The 20913-nt window shown below is 72.9% G+C and carries 18 protein-coding genes; 11 read left to right on the top strand and 7 right to left on the bottom strand.

All coding sequences use genetic code 11. The features are described from left to right. Window positions 1-184: 184 nt before the first annotated feature. The 4 genes from AC061S_RS01310 to AC061S_RS01295 form a co-directional block, all read right to left on the bottom strand. Window positions 185-598, bottom strand: coding sequence for a nuclear transport factor 2 family protein (locus tag AC061S_RS01310; RefSeq protein WP_478683910.1), 414 nt, complete (start codon window positions 596-598; stop codon window positions 185-187). Window positions 599-668: 70 nt separating this feature from the next. Then, window positions 669-2414 carry a serine/threonine-protein kinase gene (locus AC061S_RS01305; RefSeq protein WP_478683909.1) on the bottom strand — a complete coding sequence of 582 codons (1746 nt, stop codon included), beginning with the start codon at window positions 2412-2414 and terminating at the stop codon, window positions 669-671. Window positions 2415-3044: 630 nt separating this feature from the next. After that, entirely contained in the window at window positions 3045-3542 is a 498-nt protein-coding gene (locus tag AC061S_RS01300; protein ID WP_478684087.1) for a MarR family winged helix-turn-helix transcriptional regulator, read from the bottom strand. A 472-nt stretch (window positions 3543-4014) separates the two neighbouring features. Beyond that, window positions 4015-4749 carry a type 1 glutamine amidotransferase family protein gene (locus AC061S_RS01295; RefSeq protein WP_478683908.1) on the bottom strand — a complete coding sequence of 245 codons (735 nt, stop codon included), beginning with the start codon at window positions 4747-4749 and terminating at the stop codon, window positions 4015-4017. 295 nt (window positions 4750-5044) lie between these two features. Here AC061S_RS01295 and AC061S_RS01290 point away from each other — a divergent pair, with 295 nt between their 5' ends. The 4 genes from AC061S_RS01290 (at window position 5045) to AC061S_RS01275 (ending at window position 10625) form a co-directional block, all read left to right on the top strand. Further along, window positions 5045-6397 (top strand): aminotransferase class III-fold pyridoxal phosphate-dependent enzyme, encoded by a 1353-nt coding sequence (locus AC061S_RS01290; protein WP_478683907.1) that lies wholly within the window; start codon window positions 5045-5047, stop codon window positions 6395-6397. Window positions 6398-6693: 296 nt separating this feature from the next. After that, a complete protein-coding gene (locus AC061S_RS01285) occupies window positions 6694-7374 on the top strand; it encodes a GntR family transcriptional regulator (RefSeq protein ID WP_478683906.1) in 681 nt (226 codons plus the stop codon). Next, window positions 7371-9857, top strand: a complete 2487-nt coding sequence (locus AC061S_RS01280) for a glycosyltransferase family protein (protein ID WP_478683905.1) — start codon at window positions 7371-7373, stop codon at window positions 9855-9857. Before AC061S_RS01285 ends, AC061S_RS01280 begins: the two co-directional genes overlap by 4 nt. Window positions 9858-9974: 117 nt before the next feature. After that, on the top strand, window positions 9975-10625 hold the full coding sequence (locus tag AC061S_RS01275; RefSeq protein ID WP_478683904.1) for a hypothetical protein: 651 nt from the start codon (window positions 9975-9977) through the stop codon (window positions 10623-10625). Window positions 10626-10732: 107 nt separating this feature from the next. Here the strand turns inward: AC061S_RS01275 and AC061S_RS01270 are convergent, their stop codons facing one another. Further along, window positions 10733-11455 carry an SLATT domain-containing protein gene (locus AC061S_RS01270; RefSeq protein WP_478683903.1) on the bottom strand — a complete coding sequence of 241 codons (723 nt, stop codon included), beginning with the start codon at window positions 11453-11455 and terminating at the stop codon, window positions 10733-10735. 268 nt (window positions 11456-11723) lie between these two features. Between AC061S_RS01270 and AC061S_RS01265 the strand changes: the two genes are divergently transcribed. From AC061S_RS01265 to AC061S_RS01235, 7 genes are all read left to right on the top strand, one after another. Further along, window positions 11724-12068, top strand: a complete 345-nt coding sequence (locus AC061S_RS01265; RefSeq protein ID WP_478683902.1) for a YbaB/EbfC family nucleoid-associated protein — start codon at window positions 11724-11726, stop codon at window positions 12066-12068. A gap of 81 nt (window positions 12069-12149) precedes the next feature. Next, on the top strand, window positions 12150-12749 hold the full coding sequence (gene recR / locus AC061S_RS01260; RefSeq protein ID WP_243330636.1) for a recombination mediator RecR: 600 nt from the start codon (window positions 12150-12152) through the stop codon (window positions 12747-12749). Further along, a complete protein-coding gene (locus AC061S_RS01255) occupies window positions 12742-13389 on the top strand; it encodes a DUF5063 domain-containing protein (RefSeq protein ID WP_478683901.1) in 648 nt (215 codons plus the stop codon). The genes recR and AC061S_RS01255 overlap by 8 nt, the downstream gene beginning before the upstream one ends. Window positions 13390-13536: 147 nt before the next feature. After that, window positions 13537-14814 carry an aspartate kinase gene (locus AC061S_RS01250; protein WP_478683900.1) on the top strand — a complete coding sequence of 426 codons (1278 nt, stop codon included), beginning with the start codon at window positions 13537-13539 and terminating at the stop codon, window positions 14812-14814. Then, window positions 14811-15905, top strand: a complete 1095-nt coding sequence (locus tag AC061S_RS01245) for an aspartate-semialdehyde dehydrogenase (protein ID WP_478683899.1) — start codon at window positions 14811-14813, stop codon at window positions 15903-15905. The genes AC061S_RS01250 and AC061S_RS01245 overlap by 4 nt, the downstream gene beginning before the upstream one ends. Window positions 15906-16120: 215 nt before the next feature. Then, window positions 16121-16846 carry a SigE family RNA polymerase sigma factor gene (locus AC061S_RS01240; protein WP_478684086.1) on the top strand — a complete coding sequence of 242 codons (726 nt, stop codon included), beginning with the start codon at window positions 16121-16123 and terminating at the stop codon, window positions 16844-16846. After that, the gene (locus AC061S_RS01235; RefSeq protein WP_478683898.1) at window positions 16843-18123 is read left to right on the top strand and encodes a hypothetical protein; all 1281 of its coding nucleotides are present in this window, start codon (window positions 16843-16845) and stop codon (window positions 18121-18123) included. The genes AC061S_RS01240 and AC061S_RS01235 overlap by 4 nt, the downstream gene beginning before the upstream one ends. Window positions 18124-18148: 25 nt before the next feature. Here the strand turns inward: AC061S_RS01235 and AC061S_RS01230 are convergent, their stop codons facing one another. Both AC061S_RS01230 and AC061S_RS01225 read right to left on the bottom strand, forming a co-directional pair. Next, window positions 18149-18970, bottom strand: coding sequence for an SURF1 family protein (locus AC061S_RS01230; protein WP_478683897.1), 822 nt, complete (start codon window positions 18968-18970; stop codon window positions 18149-18151). 54 nt (window positions 18971-19024) lie between these two features. Continuing rightward, window positions 19025-20860: a S9 family peptidase gene (locus AC061S_RS01225; RefSeq protein ID WP_478683896.1), complete on the bottom strand. Its 1836-nt coding sequence runs from the start codon at window positions 20858-20860 to the stop codon at window positions 19025-19027. Between the last annotated feature and the right edge of the window lie 53 nt (window positions 20861-20913).

The following is a 20913-nucleotide window of genomic DNA, read 5'->3' as shown; positions in this document are numbered from 1 at the left end:
GAGGGGGTGGTGCTGCGTTCTTCTCTGGTCACGAAGTTAGGAATCGGGAGCCCTCGTCGGCGTCCCACTGGAGAGCCCACTTCCCAAGTAGCTCTCAGGTATGACAGGGGTTACTCAGGGGCCAGGCCAGGCCAGTTGGGCGAGGCCAGGCCAGTTGGGCCAGGCCAGGCGAGTCAGGGCAAGGTCAGTCCGCCGCCAGCGATTCGGCGAGCGGCTCCACGAGCGGTTCGACGAAGCCGGCGCGCCAGCGCGGGGCCGGGTCCTGGCCGGGACTGGTCCAGTACTCCCGGGCGCCGGCGATCCGCCCGTTCCGTACGGTCCACAGGGAGACGGCGCGGTAGACGACGTGGTCCTGGGGTATCTCCACCTCGGTCACGACGAGATCGCCGTCCGCGAGGATCCGGAGCACGTCGACGGATCTCTCGTCCGCGTAGTCGTCATCGCTGATGACGGCGATGAAGTTGTCGCGACCGACGATGCGTTCGCTGCTCACGGGCCACTCGATCACCGCGTCCTCGGCGATCAGCAGGGCCACTCCGTCCCAGTCGCGTGCCTCGATCCGCTCCCACAGTTGTGCCACTACCTTCAACGGCTCCATGTGCCGCAGTGTGCGGGGGGACCGTGGAATGCAACAAGCTTTGCTTGCAGGCTTATTGACTTCGAAATAATCAGCGCCGGCGGTACGTGAGCGGGAGGGCGGTGCTGCCGTCGAGCTCCCGCACCAGGTTCCCGTTGGGGAGCAGCCGCAGCGTGCTCCGGCCGCCCGGCGAACACGACGGCGGTGTACCGGAGGTCACCGTGGACGGGTCGAGCCCGACGCTGTCGGGGGTGGCGGAGCGCAGCGGCGCGGTCCAGGCGCAGCTCAGTCCGGGGGCCTGGAGGGTCAGGGACATGACGTTGGAGCCGGTCGTGCCGGGGGCGAGGGTGAGCTGCCAGCTCTGCCCGCCGTAGGTGGCCCGCCAGGTGCCGGCGTACGCCTCGGGGAGCGTGGCCGGAGTGACGGAAGGGGCAGGGGCAGGAGCGGTGCCGGTGCCGGGTGAGGTGGCTTCCGCGGTGCCCCGCGGGCCGGAGGAGCCGGCCGGGGCGGCGCCGGGGTTGGCGCGGGGCGAACCGTCGCCGGACCCGCTCATGACGGTGTACACCGTCCCGCCCGCCGCCACGGCGACGACCGCGGCGACGGCGACGAGCAGCGCCGTGGAGACGGCCGCGGGCCGGGAGCGGGAGCCGGCGGCGGGTCCGGGGTCTGCGGAGGGCCCCGCCCCGAAGCCGGAGTTCGTGCCGGGCACGGGGGTGAGCGTCGGCGCGGGCGCGGGCACCGGGGTGACCGTGGCCGGGCCCGGTTCCCCCGAGGTGCGCTGGGCGGGCACGGTCACGGGCTCGGGCCGGTCAGGGCCGGCGTCCACGCGGTCCAGCAGGGCGATGGCGTGCTGTCCGAGCCGTGCGACGAGCGGTGCGGGCAGCCAGGGCTCCGAGGCGTCCTTCCGCTTCGCGGCGAGCCGTTCGAGGAGCTCGGCGGGGGTGGGCCGGGCGGCCGGGTCCTTGCGCAGGCAATCGCCTACGACGTCACGCAGTTCGGCCGGTACGCCGGCCAGGTCCGGTTCCGCTTCGGTGACGCGCAGCAGGAGCGCGGCGATGCCTCCGGGCTGCTCCGGGTCCCCGAAGGGCAGCCGGCCGGTGGCGGCGTAGGCGAGCACCGCGCCGAGGCCGAACACGTCGCAGGCCGGGGTCACGGGGGTGCCGTTGATCTGCTCGGGGGCGAGGAACCCGGGGGAACCGAGGAGTTCGCCGGTCTGGGTGAGGGCGGGGTCGGCGGTGGCCCCCAGGGCCCGGGCGATGCCGAAGTCGATGACGCGGGGGCCGTCGGCGGTGAGCAGGATGTTGCCGGGCTTCAGGTCCCGGTGGACGAGGCCGGCACGGTGGATGTCCTGGAGGGCGTACGAGAGCCCCTCGCCCAGAGTCCGTACGGAGTCGGCCGGCAGCGGGCCGAAGTCCCGGCCGACGGCCTGGCGCAGGCTCGGCCCGGCGATGTAGGCGGTTGCCAGCCAGGGGATCTCCGCGTCGGGGTCGGCGTCGAGGACGGCGACGGTCCAGTCCCCGCCGACGAGGCGGGCGGCGTCGGCCTCGCGGCGGAAGCGGGTGCGGAAGTCGGGGTGGGCGGCGAGGTGGGGGTGGATCAGCTTCACGGCGGCGGTGCGGGTGCCTGTGCGGGGGCGGGTGGTTGTGCCCGTGCCCGTGCCGGTGTTGGCGCCGGTTCCGGTTCCGGTGCCCGTGCCTGTGCCCGTGCTCGTGTCCGAGCCGGGGACGTGGTCTTCGGCTCGGCCGAGGTAGACCTGCCCCATGCCGCCGGTTCCGAGGCGGGCGAGCAGGCGGTACGGGCCGATGCGCTCTGCGTCGCGCGGGTGCAGTTGTTCCATGACAGGTGGTCCTCCCCCTGGGACTCGCCGGAGCCCGACAATAGTGCCGCCGGGCGCGATGTCGGCTGCGGGGGTGGGGTTGCCGCGGGCCGGGCGCGGGGGCGGCCGAGGGCGCCGGGCGCGCAGCGTCCGGGGCGCGGCCGGTACGGAGGTTCCACCAGGCGTACGGGCGCGGCGTGTTGGGGTTCTGCGCCGGTACGGGGCCGCTCCGCGGGGCGCCGGCCGCGGCGGTGTACCGGACGTGCCCGGCACCCGGGCTGCGCGGCGCGGCTGCGGCCTCGATGGCAGGGCCCGAGCGGCGGGCCGGGTGGTCCTGTGGGGCAGGGGCGCTTCTTGGGGGAAGGCCGGGCGTGCGCGTCGGGTTGGCCCTTGGGGTCAGGCCGGGGTGCGGGCCGGGCCGGGCCCACGTCGTCCGGCACCGCAATGGCCCGGCCCGGGCCGCACCGGGCCGGACCGCACCGACCGGACCGACCGGACCGCACCGGGCCGACCGCACCGACCGCACCGCACCGACCGGACCGCGGCGTGTTCCCGTCGGTCGCCGATGCTCCGCGTCGACTGTCTCCTCCGCCTTGCGAGGCGCGGCACCGGTCGGCGCGGCCTGGTCCGGGCTGACCCGAAGGGCGCCCCCTAAGGGGTCGCGGAGTCGGGTGGGGGCGGGAGGGTGTCCAGGGCGGCGGACAGGCGTTCCAGGGTGCGGACCGCCTCGGCGAAGCCGTCTTCGCCGAGGGCTTCCGCGAGTCGGGTGGCCAGGGCGGCGTGGCCCGGGTCGATCCTGGCGACGGCGGCGAGCCCGGCCTCCGTGGGGCGCAGCAGCTTCGCGCGTCGGTGGGCCGGGTTCGGGACGTACTCGGCGAGGCCCTTGGCGGCCAGTAGATCGGCGATGCGCTGGACGCTCTGCCGGGTGATGCCCATGGCCCGGGCGATGCCGGCGACGGACAGCGGCTCGCGGAGCACGGCTCCCAGGACCTGCCACCAGGCTCCGGTCAGCCCTGCCGGGCGGGCCAGCTCCTCCGAGACGGCGAGGAGCTGGCCGTTGAGCCGGAACACCCCGAGGGCGGTGCGGCTCAGGAGGTCCTGCCGGCTGCGGAGGGAGTTCTGCCGGGGCGCCTTCCTTCCCGTCTCCACGGGTTCCCCTCTGCCGGTCGGCGCGCCCGCGGCGGCCTGTGCGCCGATGGCGGAGGGCGCCCTACGGGTCCCCCCGGGGCGGGCCGCCGCGCCCGCGCCGGTGCCGTCGGCCGGTGCCGGCTGCCCGGGCTGCGACGGGGTCCCGGCCGCCTCGGCGCCGGGCCCCGTCCCCGGGGCTGTTCGCGGTCCCGGCCCGGGGGTGTCTACCGAGTCGGGGTGTGCCGCGGTGCCGTCGGCCGCCGCGGCGCCGGTCGCTCCGGAGCCGGAGGCCGCGCCCGGGGTCGGCCGCTCGGGTCGGGCCGGGGTGTCCCGCGTACCGCCGGGCTGCGCTGCTGCGAGGTCGGAGCGTCCGGCCCCGGAGCGGGGGGTCGTCCCCGTAGGCGTGGGGAGCGGGGAGGCGGGGCCCGGCGCCGAGGCGGCCGGGACCGGCTCCGCCGGGTCGGGCCCGGCGGCCGGCCGGGGCGGGGGCTGGTTACGCATCGGCCGGGGCCGCCGCTGCCATCAGGACCGGGTACGCGCTCGCGTCCGAGTCGTGGAACAGGCGGTACCAGGCGTCGAGCACGTGCGGCTCGTACACCCCGAGGCGGGCGAAGACCTCGCGGGCGAACGCCACCGGTTCCGTCGGGCCCGCCGTGATGAGGTCGCCGTCGGTGACCGCGTCGGCCTCGACGTAGTGCCCGGCGCCCGCGTAGCCCGGCTGGCCGCCGAGGTAGAAGGGGGCCGCGCTGGTGTGCGTACGCCCGTCCAGGACTCCGGCGCGGGCCAGCCCGGCCGTGGCTCCGCAGATCGCGGCGACCGGGACGCCGGCCGCCAGGAACTCCTCGGCCTTCGCCGCGAAGGGAGCCAGCTCGTCGCCCGTGTCCCACAGTCCGGCACCGGTCAGGACGAGAAGGGCGGAGTCCTCGGGGCGCAGGTCCGCCAGAGCCAGGTCGGGCTGGATGCGGAGGCCGCCCATCGTGGTGACGGGCCGTCCGGCGGTGACGCCGACCGTGCGGACCTCGTAGCCGTGCGGGGTCAGGTGCGCGGTGGTGTGGCCCGTCTCCCAGTCGGCGTAGGTGTCGTACACCGCGACGTGGACCGTGGGGTGGGTCTCCGTCCGGCTCTCCGCCCGGGTCTCCGTCCGGCTCTCCGCCCCGGTCGTCGTCCGGGTCTCCATCTCTGCCTGCGTCTGCGTTTGCGTCTGCGTCTTCGCCTGGGTCTCGCTCATCGTGCTCGCCTCCAGTGTCGCCGTCGTCGTCGCCGTGCGTGTGCTGGTCCGGGTCGGTCCGGGTCGGTCGGCGGGGTGGTGCGCCGTGGCCGGGTCCGCCGTGGTCGGGTGCGGTCTCGTCCCGGCTGGTCCGGTCGGTGCGGGCCCGTCCGGTCGCGTTCTCCCTACGGCAGTAGGCTGTCATGATGACAGCTTGCTGTCAATATCTCCCCAGACAGACTGCCGAGACCCGCCCCCCACCCGCATACAGACCGCCGATATCCCTCCCCACCTGCACACTTCTACGGTTGCGGCCATGACCCCTCACGTCACCTCGGGCGCCACCGTCAAGGCCGCCGACCGCGCTCACGTCTTCCACTCCTGGTCCGCCCAGGCCCTGATCGACCCGCTCGCCGTGGCCAAAGCCGAGGGGTCGCACTTCTGGGACTACGACGGCAAGCGCTACCTCGACTTCGCCTCCCAGCTGGTCAACACCAACATCGGCCACCAGCACCCCAAGGTCGTCGCCGCGATCCAGGAGCAGGCCGCCACGCTCTGCACCCTGGCCCCCGGCTTCGCCGTCGACGTCCGCTCCGAGGCCGCACGCCTCATCGCGCAGCGGACCCCCGGCGACCTCGACAAGATCTTCTTCACCAACGGCGGCGCCGAGGCCGTGGAGAACGCCGTGCGCATGGCCCGGCTGCACACCGGCCGGCAGAAGGTGATGTCCACCTACCGCTCGTACCACGGCGCCACCTCCGCCGCGATCAACCTGACCGGCGACCCGCGCCGCTGGCCTTCCGACACGGCCGCCGCCGGCGTCGTGCACTTCTGGGGACCGTTCCTCTACCGCTCGCCCTTCCACGCGACCAGCGAGGCCGAGGAGTGCGCGCGCGCCCTCACCCACCTCGCCGACACCATCGCCTTCGAGGGCCCGGCGACGATCGCCGCGATCATCCTGGAGTCGGTCCCCGGCACGGCCGGGATCATGACCCCGCCCCCCGGCTACCTGGCCGGCGTGCGCGAGCTCTGCGACCGCTACGGCATCGTCTTCATCCTGGACGAGGTCATGTCGGGGTTCGGCCGGACCGGCAAGTGGTTCGCCGCCGAGCACTTCGACGTCACCCCCGACCTGATCACCTTCGCCAAGGGCGTCAACAGCGGCTACGTCCCGCTCGGCGGCGTCGCGATCTCCGGCGCGATCGCCGAGACCTTCGCCACGCGCCCCTACCCGGGCGGGCTGACCTACTCCGGTCACCCCCTCGCCTGCGCCGCCGCCGTCGCGACGATGAACGCCATGGACGAGGAGGGCATCGTCGAGCACTCCGCCCACCTCGGCGAGAACGTGATCGGCCCGGCCCTCGCCGAGATCGCGGAGCGCCACCCCTCGGTCGGGGAGGTGCGCGGTCTGGGCACCTTCTGGGCCCTGGAGCTCGTACGGGACAAGGAGACGCGCGAGCCGCTCGTTCCCTACAACGCCGCGGGCGCCGACAACGCGCCGATGGCCGAGTTCGCCGCGGCCTGCAAGGCCTCCGGACTGTGGCCGTTCGTCAACATGAACCGCACCCACGTCGTCCCCCCGTGCAACATCACGGAAGCGGACGCGAAGGAGGGCCTGGCCCTGCTGGACGACGCCCTGACCGTCGCCGACCGGCATGTTTCGGCCTGACCGAGGCCTCGTCGACGCCTGACCGGGCTTCACCGAGCCTGCCCGGCACCCCCGGGATCTAGGCCGGGGGGTGTCCCGGACAGGCCGCGGACAGGCTCCGAACAGGCTCCGAGCAGCGAGGACGACCCTGCGCGGGTGCTCTGGGAGGGATCCGCGCAGGGTCAAGCGATCAAGAAGAGAAGCGCGACCTGTCCGGATATCGGGCGCTAAATCCATATAGCGGCCACAAACCGATCGGTTTCGGCCGCGCCGCCTGGCCTAAGGTGTCCGAAGCCCACAGATGGAGACGGACCCCTATGCCAGGCAGCGGCGCTGTCACCCGCAACACACTTCGCCAGCAGATCGCGGACGCGCTGCGTGACGAGGTGCTCGCGGGGCGCCTGGCGGCCGGGAGCGAGTTCACCGTCAAACAGATCGCCGAGAAGTACGAAGTCTCCGCGACCCCCGTCCGCGAGGCCCTCGTCGATCTCTCCGCGCAGGGCCTGCTCGACTCCGTCCAGCACCGCGGCTTCCGCGTCCGAGTCTTCTCCGTGGACGATTTCCGGGGCATGATCGAGGCTCGTACGTTGATCGTGGAAGGCATCTTCCGCAGGCTCGTGGAACGCGGCACCGCCCCCGGCTCCGGGGAACGGCTCGTCTCGGTGCGCCGCCGGGCGGAGGAGGCCCGGCGGGCGGCGCTGAACGGCTCCCTCGAAGTGCTGATCGGCTACGACCTGCGCTTCTGGAGGGAGCTGAGCGGGCTGGTCGGCAACATTTACATCTCCGAGTTCCTGCACCGGATCCGGGTGCAGTGCTGGGTGTTCGCCGTGCCCTACTTGAAGGCGCAGCCGGACATGCGCTCCGGCCTGTGGTCCGGGCACAACGAACTGATGGACGCGGTGACCCGCGCGGACGCCGAGGAGGTACGACGCCTCGTGCACGCGTACAACCAGCACGGTCTCGACTGGGCCGCGGGCCTGAAGGCGGCCGGCGCATGAGCGGCGAGAGCGCCGTGAGCGCCGACCAGGAGACGCGGGAGCCGGCCGGTACGCGCTGGCTCGGCGCCGTCGGGCTGTCCGTCGTCATCCCCGCTCCGGTGCCGGAGCAGACCCTCACCGCCCTGAGCGCCCACCTCGACGCCCACTGCGGCACCGGTCCCGGCGCCTGGGAACTCGTCGTGGTCACCGACGAGGCGGCCGCCCCGACGGCGGCCGCCGCCGCGGAACCCCGGATCCGGCTGATCCGCCTCGGCGACGGCGGCGACAGCCGGGGCGGCGGCGGCAAGGGCGCCGCCCTCCGGGCCGGAGTGCTCGCCTCCGCCGGCGACCGGGTGCTCCTCACCGACGCCGCCCTCAGCAGCCCGCTCGACGAGCTGGCCCGCCTCGAAGAGGTCATGGACCCGGGCACGGACGACGACGCACAGCCCGCCGTGGTGCTCGGCCGCTCCCGGAACCGCCTGGTCCGCACCCTCGGCATCCCCGGCATACCGGGATTCCGCGCCGACACCTGTGCCTTCGCCCTCTTCGACGGAGACCGCGCCCGGGCCGCCTTCGGCGCCTCCAAGCTCGACGGACCGGCCATCGACGCCGAGGTCCTGCGCTGGGTCCGCCGCCAGGGCTGGCACGTGGCCGAGGTCGAACTCCCGGTGCGCCGCGCCGACGCCCCGCGCGCCCAGGCCAAGGCCGATGCCCAGGCCAAGGCCGTGGCCCAGGCCCCGGCCCCGCGCCCCGACCGCCGCCGCGCCCTCGGGGACCTGTTCCGCCTCAACGCCGGCGGCCTCGCCGTGGCCGCCGCCTTCCTCGCGCTCTCCCTCTACGTCTTCCAGGGCCTGTGGGCGGACCTCGACGGCGCCTACCTCGCGGACGCGCTCCAGGACCAGAACCAGTGGGAGTGGTTCGTCGGCGTCACCACCGACAACGTCACCCACCTCCGCAACCCGCTCTTCACCTTCTCCCAGGGCATGCCGGACGGCGTGAACCTGATGGCCAACGCGACGATGCTCGGCCTGAACGTCCCGCTGATCCCGGTCACGCTGCTCTTCGGGGAGACCGTCACCTTCGCGCTGGTCCTCACGCTCGGCATGGCCGCCAGCGCGTGGACCTGGTACTGGCTGATCCGCCGCCGGTTCGTGCGCAGCCGCTGGGCCGCCGCCGCGGGCGGGGCGCTCGCCGCGTTCGCGCCGCCGATGGTCTCGCACGCCAACGGCCATCCGAACTTCGTCGTCCTCTTCATGCTCCCGCTGATCATCGACCGGACCCTGCGCCTGTGCGAGGGCCACCGCGACGGTCGCAATGTGACGCGTGACGGCGTACTGCTCGGACTCTTCGCGACGTACCAGATCTTCATCGGCGAGGAGCCGCTGCTCATCGCCGCGCTCGGCATGCTGGTCTTCTGCTTCGCCTACCTCCTCGTCGCTCCCCGCCGGGCCCTCGCGGCCGCGCGGCCGCTGGGCTCCGGTCTGGCCGTCGCGCTCGCCGTATGCCTGCCGCTGGTGGCCGTACCGCTCTACTGGCAGTTCTTCGGCCCGCAGAGCTACCACTCGGTGCTGCACGGGGACAACGCCGGGAACAGCCCGCGCGCCCTGATCGAGTTCGCCGCCCGCTCCCTCTTCGGCGACCCCGAGACGGCCGGCAAGCTCTCGCTGAACACCACCGAGCAGAACGCCTTCTACGGCTGGCCCCTGCTCGCCTTCGGCGTCGCCGTGTGCGTGTGGCTGTGGCGCAGCAGGGCGGTACGGGCCCTCGCGATCACCGGCTTCGTCGCGCTCCTGCTGTCCCTCGGGCCGTGGGTGCCGGTGCCCCGTACGGAGATCGTGCTGCCGGGCCCCTGGCGGCTGATGATCAAGCTGCCGCTCTTCGAATCGGTGATCGAGGGGCGCGTGGCGATGGTGTGCGCCCCCATCCTGGGCATCCTGCTCGCCCTGGCGCTCGACCGGATCCTGCGGCTGCGCACGCGCGAGCTCCGCACGCTGGGCCTGCTGGGAGCGGCGGCAGCGCTGATCCCCGTCCTGCCGCTGCCGCTGACCGTACGGGACCGCGCGCCGGTCCCCGCCTTCATCACCTCCGGGGACTGGAAGGGCTACGTCAAAGACGGGGAGGCACTCGTTCCGGTACCGCTGCCGGACCCGGGCCAGGCGGACGCGCTGCACTGGCAGGTCGAGGCGGACTTCGGCTTCCGGCTGGCCGGCGGCTACTTCAACGGCCCGTGGGGACCCGACCGGATCGGCATCTACGGGGCCACCCCGCGGCACCTCTCGAACCTCCTGCGCGACGTCCGCTACGGCGCGCAGCCGCCCGAGGTCGACGCCGGCTGGCGGACGCAGGCCCGCCAGGACCTGGAGTACTGGAAGGCCGGCGCGGTGGTCCTGCCCTTCCAGGACCGGGACACGGAGCTGCGGGATCTGATCACCGGGCTGCTGGGCCGGGAGCCGGAGCAGGTGCGCGACGTATGGGTCTGGAGGGTGGGCCCGGGGGAGCCGTAGGCGCGGATCCGGCCAGTATCCGCGTCTGCCGCTCCTTCGGGTCTGCCCACCCCTTCGCTGAGCGTGTCCGGCGCACTACGCTGGCCCGATCGGCGACAACGACTGATCGGAGGCCGAGTGGCCTGTGACCTGTGGCTGGTCCCCCTTGTCGACGTGCTGTGCCACAGCCCCGACAACCCCTTCGCGGAAGAGATCGCCTCGTACGACAAGGCGCTGGGCGAGGCCGGACTGCCGTCCGTGCCGGTGTTCGCGTACATGCCGGGACTTTCCGGGGACGTCGCCCCGGTGGCCGGTTTCGACTACGACGCCCTGCACTTCCTGCGGCGGGCGTACCTGCTCCAGATCTGCGGGCTGCCGGTGACACCGGTGGACGAGCTGGGCGGGGACTACGAGCAACTGCTGGAGATGTTCGAGCCGACGGCGCAGCAGTCGCACCTGGTGTGGCACTACGACCACGCGGGGGCCTACGTTCCCGTGGACTTCGCGTACCCGCTGGCCAACGAGGAACTGCTGGCCGGGGGCGGGCCGCTGGGGTCCGCGCAGGGGCTGCTGCGCGAGCTGGCGCTGGTGGCTCCCGCGATCGGGATAAACCCCGGCAACCCGCCGCTGGCACCGGCCCCACCGGGGCGGCCGACGGCACTGGAGGAGCCCGCCGGGCCGATCCCGTACGACGACAGCCCCTTCGCGCGGGAGCGGCACGTGTGGCTGGGCCTGCACGCGGCGGCGACGCGGAGCCTCGGTCAGGGCTCGATGATCATCTTCAGCTGACGCGGGCCGGCACGGGGCGGGCCGGCTCCGCCGCACGGAGCCGGCCCCGCCCCGGTCGGCGCGGCCGTCACACGCGGCGAGGCCGCCCCGGTCGGCGCGGCCACCCGTCAGCGCGGCTCCGGCGGCCTCTGGCGGGGCATGTTCGGGCGGGTGCCCGGGGGGAGCGGGAAGCGGGCCGGCGGGACGTACGCGTCCGAGCGGGATCCACCCGCGCCCAGGGACTGCATGACCAGCGGGGCGGGGCCGGAGCTGAACTCGACCATCCACTCCGCGGTCTCGGACCGCACGAGCTCGGTCACGTCCTCCGAGAAGCGGCGCAGCACGGTCAGACATCGCTCGGCGGCCTCGCTGGCGGTGCCCTCGGTCGGGCCCAGGATCTCGCGCACGTTCTCCGTGGCCCAGTCGAACTGCAGGGTCTGCAGTCGCCGCTGCACGGCCTGCGCCGTCGCCACGTCCCGCATCCAGCCCGAGGTCAGGCCGAAGAACCGGTCGCAGGCCAGGCAGGCCGCGCCCAGGAGAAGCGCGAGATAGCCGTACGAGGACGCCCCAGGCGCCGAGCCGGTCAGCTCCAGCAGCGGCATCGCGGCACCCGTGACCGCGCCGACGGCGGCCCCGATCCGCAGGATCCGGGCCCCCCGGCGCTTCCACGCCCGGTCCGACAGGTACCACTCGGCGGTGCGCAGCGCGTCGGCCTCGACCCGCCGGTAGAGCTCGTCGAGCCGCTCGGCGGGCTCGCCCCAGTCCCCGAGAGGGAACGGCCGGCCGGTAAGGTCGCCGTCCTCAGCGGGATCCCGGGGTGGCCCCTCGGGCTGCATCTCCGGCTGACTCACCCGGGCACTCCCTCTGCCTGCGCTGAACGTGTGGTGGTGCGCGTGTGCGCAATGGTGCGCATGCTCTTCCTACCTTCGAATGAGACGCGGTGGGCGACGATTCCCGGGAATTCCGCCCGCAAGGAGGGTGCCATCAGGTACGCGCACGCCCCGTCTCTCACTCGAAAGAGTTGGTCCTCACGGCGTAGGGCGCGGCGCCCGGGGAGCACGTAGGCTCGGATTGACCAAGCCGCCGGCGCTTGGCCCGACGCTACGGAGTGAGTGACCTGTGATTCCCGGTGGTGGTCAGCCCGACATGCAGCAGCTGCTCCAGCAGGCCCAGAAGATGCAGCAGGACCTTGCCGTGGCGCAGGAGGAGCTGGCGCGGGCCGAGGTCGAGGGCCAGGCCGGCGGCGGCCTGGTCAAGGCGACCGTCACCGGTTCCGGTGAACTGCGCGCACTGGTGATCGACCCGAAGGCCGTGGACCCCGAGGACACCGAGACGCTCGCGGACCTGGTGGTCGCGGCGGTCCAGGCGGCCAACGAGAATGCGCAGGCGCTCCAGCAGCAGAAGCTGGGCCCGCTGGCGCAGGGCCTGGGCGGCGGCAGCGGTATCCCCGGCCTTCCCTTCTAGGACCCGTACCGCTCTCCCCGTACGGCTCTCCCCCTCCCGCTCTCCCCGTCACGAACGTCAGAACCGAAAGAAGGCAGTCCGTTGTACGAAGGCGTGGTCCAGGACCTGATCGACGAACTGGGCAGGCTGCCCGGCGTCGGGCCCAAGAGCGCGCAGCGGATCGCCTTCCACATCCTGCAGGCCGAGCCCACCGACGTCCGCCGCCTCGCGCACGCGCTGCTCGAGGTCAAGGACAAGGTCCGGTTCTGCGCGGTGTGCGGGAACGTGGCGCAGGAGGAGCGGTGCAACATCTGCCGCGATCCGCGCCGCGATCTGACGGTCATCTGTGTGGTGGAGGAGTCGAAGGATGTCGTTGCGATCGAGCGGACCCGCGAGTTCCGGGGCCGGTACCACGTCCTCGGCGGGGCGATCAGCCCGATCGAGGGCGTCGGCCCGGACGATCTGCGCATCCGGGAGCTGCTGGCGCGTCTCGCGGACGGCTCGGTCACCGAGCTGATCATCGCGACCGACCCCAATCTGGAAGGCGAGGCGACCGCCACCTACCTCGCCCGCATGATGAAGCCCATGGGCCTGAAGGTCACCCGCCTGGCCAGCGGGCTCCCCGTCGGGGGAGATCTGGAGTACGCGGACGAGGTCACGCTCGGGCGGGCCTTTGAAGGAAGGCGACTTCTCGATGTCTGACGCAACACTGCACGCCCTGGGACAGGATCCGGACGACTTCGCGGCTTCGATCGCGGACCAGATCGAGTCCTTCATCGTCGCGGTCACCGAGGTGGCCAAGGGCGAGGACCCGGACAGCGCGGTGCCCTTCCTCCTCCTGGAGGTGTCCCAGCTCCTGCTGGCGGGCGGCCGGCTGGGCGCGTACCAGGACGTCCTGCCCGACGAGCGCTACGAGCCCGACCTGGGCCCGGAGCCGGACGTGGACGACCTGCGCGAGCGGTTCGCGGTGATGCTGGAGCCGGTCGACGTCTACTCGGAGGTCTTCGACCCCTACGAACCGCGCAAGGCTCCGGTCCCGCACCGGATCTCCGACGACCTGGCGGACGTGGTCGCCGACCTGCGGCACGGCCTCATCCACCACCAGTCGGGCCGGATCACCGAGGCGCTGTGGTGGTGGCAGTTCTCGTACTTCACCAACTGGGGACCGACGGCATCGGCCACGCTGCGCGCCCTCCAGTCACTGATCGCGCACGTCCGACTCGACCAGCCGCTGGCCGCCCTGGACGGGCTGGACACGGACGAGGACATCACGGAGGACGACCTGGCCGAGCAGGCCGGAAAGGTCATGGCCGAGGAGCTCGGCGGGCTCGGCCGGAAGTAGACGGCGGAAGTGGACGGCGGAAGCAAACGCCCCGGTGGGGGAACGTTTGCGGTGATCTTTTCGTCTCATGATGTGGTACGAGGCGGTCGTATCCCGGCCGCTCGTTAGACTGCACCAGCAATGAGACGGATTGAGCGAGGAGCGCACGTGGGCCTTGTCGTGCAGAAGTACGGAGGCTCCTCCGTAGCCGATGCCGAAGGCATCAAGCGTGTTGCCAAGCGGATCGTGGATGCCAAGAAGAACGGCCACCAAGTGGTCGTCGTGGTTTCCGCGATGGGCGACACGACGGACGAGCTGATCGATCTCGCCGAGCAGGTGTCCCCGATGCCTGCCGGGCGTGAATTCGACATGCTGCTGACCGCCGGAGAGCGGATCTCCATGGCCCTGCTGGCCATGGCGATCAAAAACCTGGGCCATGAAGCCCAGTCGTTCACCGGCAGCCAGGCAGGTGTCATCACCGACTCGGTCCACAACAAAGCGCGCATCATCGATGTCACGCCGGGCCGTATCCGCACCGCGCTGGACGAGGGCAACATCGCCATCGTCGCCGGCTTCCAGGGTGTGTCGGCCGACAGCAAGGACATCACCACCCTCGGCCGGGGCGGCTCGGACACGACCGCCGTCGCGCTCGCCGCGGCGCTGGACGCCGAGGTCTGCGAGATCTACACCGATGTCGACGGCGTCTTCACCGCGGACCCCCGCGTCGTGAAGAAGGCCAAGAAGATCGACTGGATCAACTCCGAGGACATGCTGGAGCTCGCGGCCTCCGGCTCCAAGGTGCTGCTGCACCGCTGCGTCGAGTACGCGCGCCGCTACAACATCCCGATCCACGTCCGCTCGTCCTTCTCGGGACTGCGGGGCACCTGGGTCAGCAACGAGAATCCGCAAGGGGACGAGCCGGTGGAGCACGCCATCATCTCCGGAGTCGCTCACGACGTCTCCGAAGCCAAGATCACGGTCGTCGGCGTCCCGGACAAGCCGGGCGAGGCCGCGGCCATCTTCCGCGCCATCGCGGACGCCGAGATCAACATCGACATGATCGTGCAGAACGTGTCCGCCGCCTCCACGGGCCTGACGGACATCTCCTTCACCCTCCCCAAGGCCGAGGGCCACAAGGCCATCGACGCCCTGGAGAAGGCGAAGGTCACCATCGGCTTCGAGTCCCTGCGCTACGACGACCAGATCGGCAAGATCTCCCTGGTCGGCGCGGGCATGAAGACCAACCCGGGCGTCACCGCCTCGTTCTTCCAGGCGCTGTCCGACGCGGGCGTCAACATCGAGCTGATCTCCACGTCGGAGATCCGCATCTCGGTCGTGACCCGCCAGGACGACGTCAACGAGGCCGTCCGCGCCGTGCACACGGCCTTCGGACTCGACAACGACAGCGGCGACGAAGCCGTCGTCTACGGCGGCACGGGACGTTGAACACGGCCGCGGCCCGGTCTGCCCCGGCTCCGGCACTCGCCGTGGTCGGGGCGACCGGAGCCGTCGGCTCCGTCCTGCTCCAGATGCTGTCCCAGCGGGCCGACGTCTGGGGCGACGTACGCCTGATCGCCTCCTCGCGCTCGGCCGGCCGCAGGCTGACCGTGCGCGGTACGGAGACCGAGGTGCTCGCCCTCACCGAAGACGCCTTCGACGGCCTCGGGGCGGGCGACATCGCGCTCTTCCTGACCCCGGCCGAGGTCTCGGCCCGGTGGGCTCCCGTCGTCACCGCCCGCGGAACCGTCGTGGTGGACCAGTCCGCGGCCTTCCGCGAGGACCCCGACGTACCGCTCGTGGTGCCCGAGGTGAACGGGCACGCGGCCCGGATCCGGCCGCGCGGGATCGTCGCCGGACCCGACTGCGTGACCGCCGCGATGATCGCGGCGCTGGGCGCGCTGCACGCCGAGTACGCGCTGACCGAGCTGGCCGTCTCCTCCTACCAGGCCGCGAGCGCGGCCGGCCGGGCCGGCTCGGAGGCGCTGCGCCGCCAGCTGTCGCTCGTCGCCGGCAGCTCCCTGGGGGAGCATCCCGGGGACGTGCGCCGGGCCGTGGGCGAGGACACCGGGCCCTTCGCGGGTCCGCTCGCGCTCAACGTGCTGCCGTGGTCCGGTGAGCTGCGCGAGGACGGCTGGTCCTCGCACGAGCTGGCCGTACGGGCGCAGACCCGCCGGATCCTGGACCTGGCGGAGCTGCCGGTGTCCGTGACCTGCGTACAGGTGCCCGTACTGACCGGGCACTCGCTGACCGTACGGGCCAGGTTCGAGGGTGCCGTCGAGGCGGCGCACGCCCGGGAGATCCTGGAATCGGCACCCGGGGTGGTCCTCGTGGACGACCCGGCCGCGGGGGAGTTCCCGACCCCTTCGGACGCCGCGGGCACGGATCCGGCCTGGGTGGGACGGGTGCGGCGCTCGCTCGACGACCCGCGTTCCCTGGAGTTCTTCGTCTGCGCGGACAACCTCCGTCAGGGTGCCGCGTTGAACGCCACACAAACTGCGGAGCTCGTCGCGGCTGATTTTGGCTATTTCACTTTGTAGGATCATCATCGATCCCTTGATCGAGGTGATGGCCCGACGACCGTCGTCATAGACGACGCACGTCCGGGTGAGCGGCTACGCAAGAAGGCAATGAGAACCCCGCCGATGAATCTGCCTTGCGCGTACAACCCTGACGGGGGGACGCGTGTCCAACTGGCGTGGCAGAAGCATTGCTCGAATACCCCGTCGTTCCGGCACGCACCGGCACGCTCCCGATCCCGTCGCGCCTGCGGTCCCGCACACCCGGCGGGTTCCCGGTGATCGTTCCCGTTCCGCCCGCCGCGACGGCGTCCGGAGCCCCCGTGCTGCCCGGGGTCCCCGCTGCGCCCGGCGTCCGGGCGTCCGCACCGACCAAGGACGGCCGGGTGCCCGGGCCCCGCGATAGCGCGGAGGCCCTGGGAGGCACGGAGACGGCCGAGGTGGCCGAAGTGGTCGAGGTGGTCGCGGGGACCACCGTCGACCACCTCACGGAGACCTACCAGGCCCACTACCGCTCGCTCCTGGGCCTCGCCGCACTGCTCCTCGACGACACCGCTTCCTGCGAGGACGTCGTCCAGGAGGCCTTCATCCGCGTCCACTCGGCCCGCAACAGGGTCCGGGACCGGGAGAAGACCCTGGCCTACCTGCGCCAGACCGTCGTCAACCTCTCGCGTTCCGCCCTGCGCCGCCGCATCCTCGGCCTGAAGCTTCTGTCGAAGCCGATGCCGGACATGGCGAGCGCCGAGGAAGGCGCGTACGACCTGCTGGAGCGGGACGATCTCATCAAGTCGATGCGCGGGCTCCAGCGACGCCAGCGCGAGGTGCTGGTGCTGCGCTACTTCGCGGACATGACGGAAGTCCAGGTCGCCGAGACCCTCGGCATATCGCTCGGTTCGGTCAAGGCGTACGGATCGCGGGGCATTGCCGCGCTGCGGGTGGCGATGGAGGCCGCGCAATCATGAACGAGGACCGCAAGACGAACGAGGACGAGGACCGGGAGCTGCCCGGCCCGGCCGGCGGATCCGCCTCCGGGGGCCCGGAGGCCCTGTTGCAGCTCGTGCGCGGCCTGCCGGAGGCGGGGGAGCCCGCTGCCAAACCGGCCGCTGCCAAGCCGGCCGCCGCCAAGCCGGCCGCCGCCAAGCCGGCCGCCGCCAAGCCGGCCGTCTCCGAGCCCGTGGGTGAGGAGGACGCGCTGCGCGATCTGCTGCGCGGGGTCGTCGGTGGGCTCGAACCCTCCGGCGACGCGCTGGACCGGCTGCGGTACGCGGTCCCCGCGCGCCGGGTCCGCAACCGGCGGATCCTCGTCGCCGCGGCGGCGGCCGTGGTGGTGCTGGGCGGCTCGGTCCCGGTGGCCATGCACCTGACCGTCGGGACGGGCGGGAGCTCCGACCGTTCCACCATGGCGGGCCACGGCCAGAAGGGCGGAAACCCGAAGGACGGGGATTCCGGCCTGCACCAGAACGGCTCCTCCCGTCCGAAGCCCGATCGGACCTCCGGCAAGGACAAGGACAAGGACAAGGGCACGGGCGCGGAGGATGGTGGCCCCAGCGCCCCCCCGCCGATCCCGTCGACGGGCAGCGGCTTCCCGAGCATCGGCGGGCCGAACATCATCCCGCCCCCCGCGCCCTCTCCCATCCCCGGCACCAGCGGATCAGTCGGCGGCGGTGTGCTGCCCCCGGCCGGGTCCCCGGTCGTGCCCAACTGCGCCCAGAGCCAGCTCGGAGTGGTGGGCAGCACCCGGGCCCCGTCGGCCGGCGGCAAGGTCTACGGCAGTTTCAAGGTCACCAACGTGTCCTCGCGCGGCTGTACCGTCCGCGGCCCGGAAGAGTTGGCGGCCGGCCCGGCGGTCCAGGGCGGAGCCGCGGTGGCGGTCGTCAACCACGTCACGGGCGATCCGGCGACCGGGCTGCTGCCCGATCCGTCGGTGGAGACCCTGCGGCTGGTGATCGCGCCGAACGCCTCGTACGAGGTCCGCTTCGCGTGGGTGCCGCCGGAGGGGGGCTGTCCCGGCGCGAACGGCTCCGGGGACGCCAACCCGCCGGAGGGCGGCTCCGGGGGCACCCCGGATGCCGGATCGGGCACCGACACGGGCCAGACCCAGGCGGAGACCCCGCCGCTCGGTGCCCTGGTGGCCCACACGCCCAATTCGCACGGCCCCAACGGCCCGACGACGCAGGTGACCGTCGCGGAGGCGTGCGGCGGAACGGTCTACCGCACGGGCGTCATCCCGCTCAGGTAACCCGGGGCGGGCCCCGCCCCGGACGCTACGCCGAGCCGGCCCCGGCCGGGGCCGGCTCCGCCGGATCCCGATCGGCCGGGGTCCCGGTCTCGGTCTCGGCGAGGAGGCCCGCCTCCGTATCGCGCAGGGTCTCCACCTCGCGCCGGTACAGCCGGAACCACATGAAGAGCACGAACGCGGCGAAGACGAACCACTCGCCGGTGTAGCCGAGGTTCTGGAAGGCCTTCAGGTCGAGCCCGGTGTTGGCCGGAGCCTGCGCCGGTACGGGAGTCATCCCGTCGGCGGGCGTCTGCACGGTCAGCCAGGCGTCGTACAGGCCGTACGGCACGATGTTGACGAGCGAGGCGGCCCCGATGACGCCGAGCTGCCCGGCCGGCAGCCCGCCCGCGGAGTAGACGCCCTTGCTGGTGGAGTTCTCCGGGGCCTGCAGCGCGCCCGTCACCTCGACCCGTCCGGCCGGCGGGGCCGGAGCCCGGCCCGCGTCGGCTGCTCCGGGCAGCCAGCCCCGGACCACGGGTACGGCCTTGCCCGTGTCGGTCTTGAGCAGGGTCAGGACGTAGAAGCCGGACTTCCCGTCGAGCCGCCGTTCGGGGACGAGGAGCTGGTCGGCGTACTCGCCGGAGACCGAGGCCAGCCGTCCGGAGGTCCGCTTGTCCACCGGGAGCAGCGAGTCCAGCGGCGCGGCCGTCTGGTAGGCGGGGCGTGCGCTGGTCGCCTCCTTGTGGGTGTCGACGCGGTCCTCGAACCGGCCGAGCTGCCAGGCCCCCATGAACAGGCAGAAGGGGACGCCGAGCGCGACGAAGACGTTGATCCCCCACCAGCGCGGGGTCAGGAGAAACCGGTGCACCCCACCACCGTACGGGGGGTGCACCGGATCACCGGCGCCGGGGCCGTAGCGGGCCTAGCGCGGCAGGTGCTTCAGCGCGAAGTCGATCTCCATCCGGACCTGCTTGATCCGCTCCTCCACGACGAGCGAGCCGTGCCCGGCGTCGTAGCGGTACACCTCGTGCTCCGCCCCGCGCGCCGTCAGCCGGTCCACGTAGTTCTCGATCTGCTTGATGGGGCAGCGCGGGTCGTTGAGGCCCGCCGCGATGTGCACGGGCGCCTTCACCGCGTCCACGTACGTCAGCGGCGAGGAGGCCGCGAAACGCTCCGGGACCTCCTCCGGGGTGCCGCCGAAGAGGGTGCGGTCCAGGGACTTCAGCGCCTCCATCTCGTCGTGGTACGCCGTCACGTAGTCGGCGACCGGTACGGCCGCCAGCCCCACCGCCCAGGCCTCCGGCGTGGTGCCGAGCCCGAGCAGCGTCAGGTAGCCGCCCCAGGAGCCGCCGGACAGCACCAGGCGCGCCGGATCCGCGAGGCCGGAGGCCACCGCCCATTCCCGTACGGCGTCGACGTCCTCCAGCTCGATCAGGCCGACCCGGTGCTTGAGGGCGTCGGTCCACTCGCGTCCGTAGCCGGTCGAGCCGCGGTAGTTGACCCGCACGACCGCGAAACCGTGGTCGAGCCAGGCAGCCGGGGTCGCGGCGAAGGCGTCGCTGTCGTGCCAGGTGGGCCCGCCGTGGATCTCGAAGACGGTCGGGAAGGGGCCGTCGCCGTGCCCGACGGGCCGCTGGGCGAGGGCATGGATCCGCCCGCCCGGCCCTTCCACCCACACGTCCTCGACCGGTACGGAGCCCGGCGGCCGGAAACCGGGCGGGTCGAGCACGACCCCGCCCGCGGTCGACCGGATGACGGAGGGCTCGGCCGCGGAGGACCACTGGTACTCCACCGACCCGTCGGGCCGCGCCGTCGCGCCCGACACCGTCCCCGGCGGCGTGTCCAGCCGTACGAGCTCCCGCGCGGCCAGGTCGTAGCGGAACAGCTCGCTGCGCGCCTCGAAGCCGTGCTCGATCAGCAGCCCGGACCCGTCGGGGTACCACTCGGCGCCGACGTCGCCGGGCAGGTCGACGGCCAGCTCCTCCTCGGTGCCCGCGGCCACGTCCCACACCATCGGCTCCCACCGGCCGCGCCGCTGGTGGCCGACGAGCAGCCGGGTGTCTCCCGCGACGGGCGCGAAACCGAGCACCATGAGGCCCAGCTCCTCGGTGCCGCCCTTGGAGTCGTCCAGCTCGGCGACGGTCTCGCCGGTCAGGGTGATCACGCGCAGGGCCGAGTGCATCGCGTCGCCGTGCTCGGTGTGCTCGACGGCGAGCAGGGTCCCGTCCCGGGACAGGTCGCCGACCCCGGCCGACTCGCGGTGCCGGTAGACGACGGCCGGCTCCGTCCCGTCGGGCCGGACCACGTGGATCGTGGTCCCGTCCTCGTCGGTGGAGCGCCCCACGACGGCCGTCCCGTCCCGCCCGATGGCCAGCCCGGCGGGGTACGAGGCCTCCAGCCCGGGAGCGGCCGGCTCGTCGGGGCCGCCCGCGAAGGGCTGGCGGACCCAGGTGCCGAACTCGTCGCCGTCGGTGTCGGAGAACCACCAGACCCACTCGCCGTCGGGGGAGAGGGTGCCGTCGGTGGTTCCGTTGGGCCGGTCGGTGGCCTGCCGCTGGGCGCCGGTGGCGCGGTCCCAGGCGTAGAGCTCGTAGGTCCCGGTGGCGTTGGAGACGAAGAGCGAGCGGTGGGGCGCGTCCTCGGCCCATTCCGGCAGTCCCACGCGCGGGGCCCGGAAGCGCTTCTCCCAGTCGGGCATGGCGGCGGCGTTCGTGGCTGTGTCGTTGGCGTCGGAGGTGTCGGCGGTGGCGTCAGTCATGCACCCCATGTAACCGGATCGGCCGCGGCCCGGCCCCCGAGATGCCGACGGGG

Source organism: Streptomyces sp. CA189 (assembly GCF_056428985.1).
Note: the sequence above shows the minus strand (reverse complement) of the source record. Positions and strands in the feature narration are given on the sequence as shown.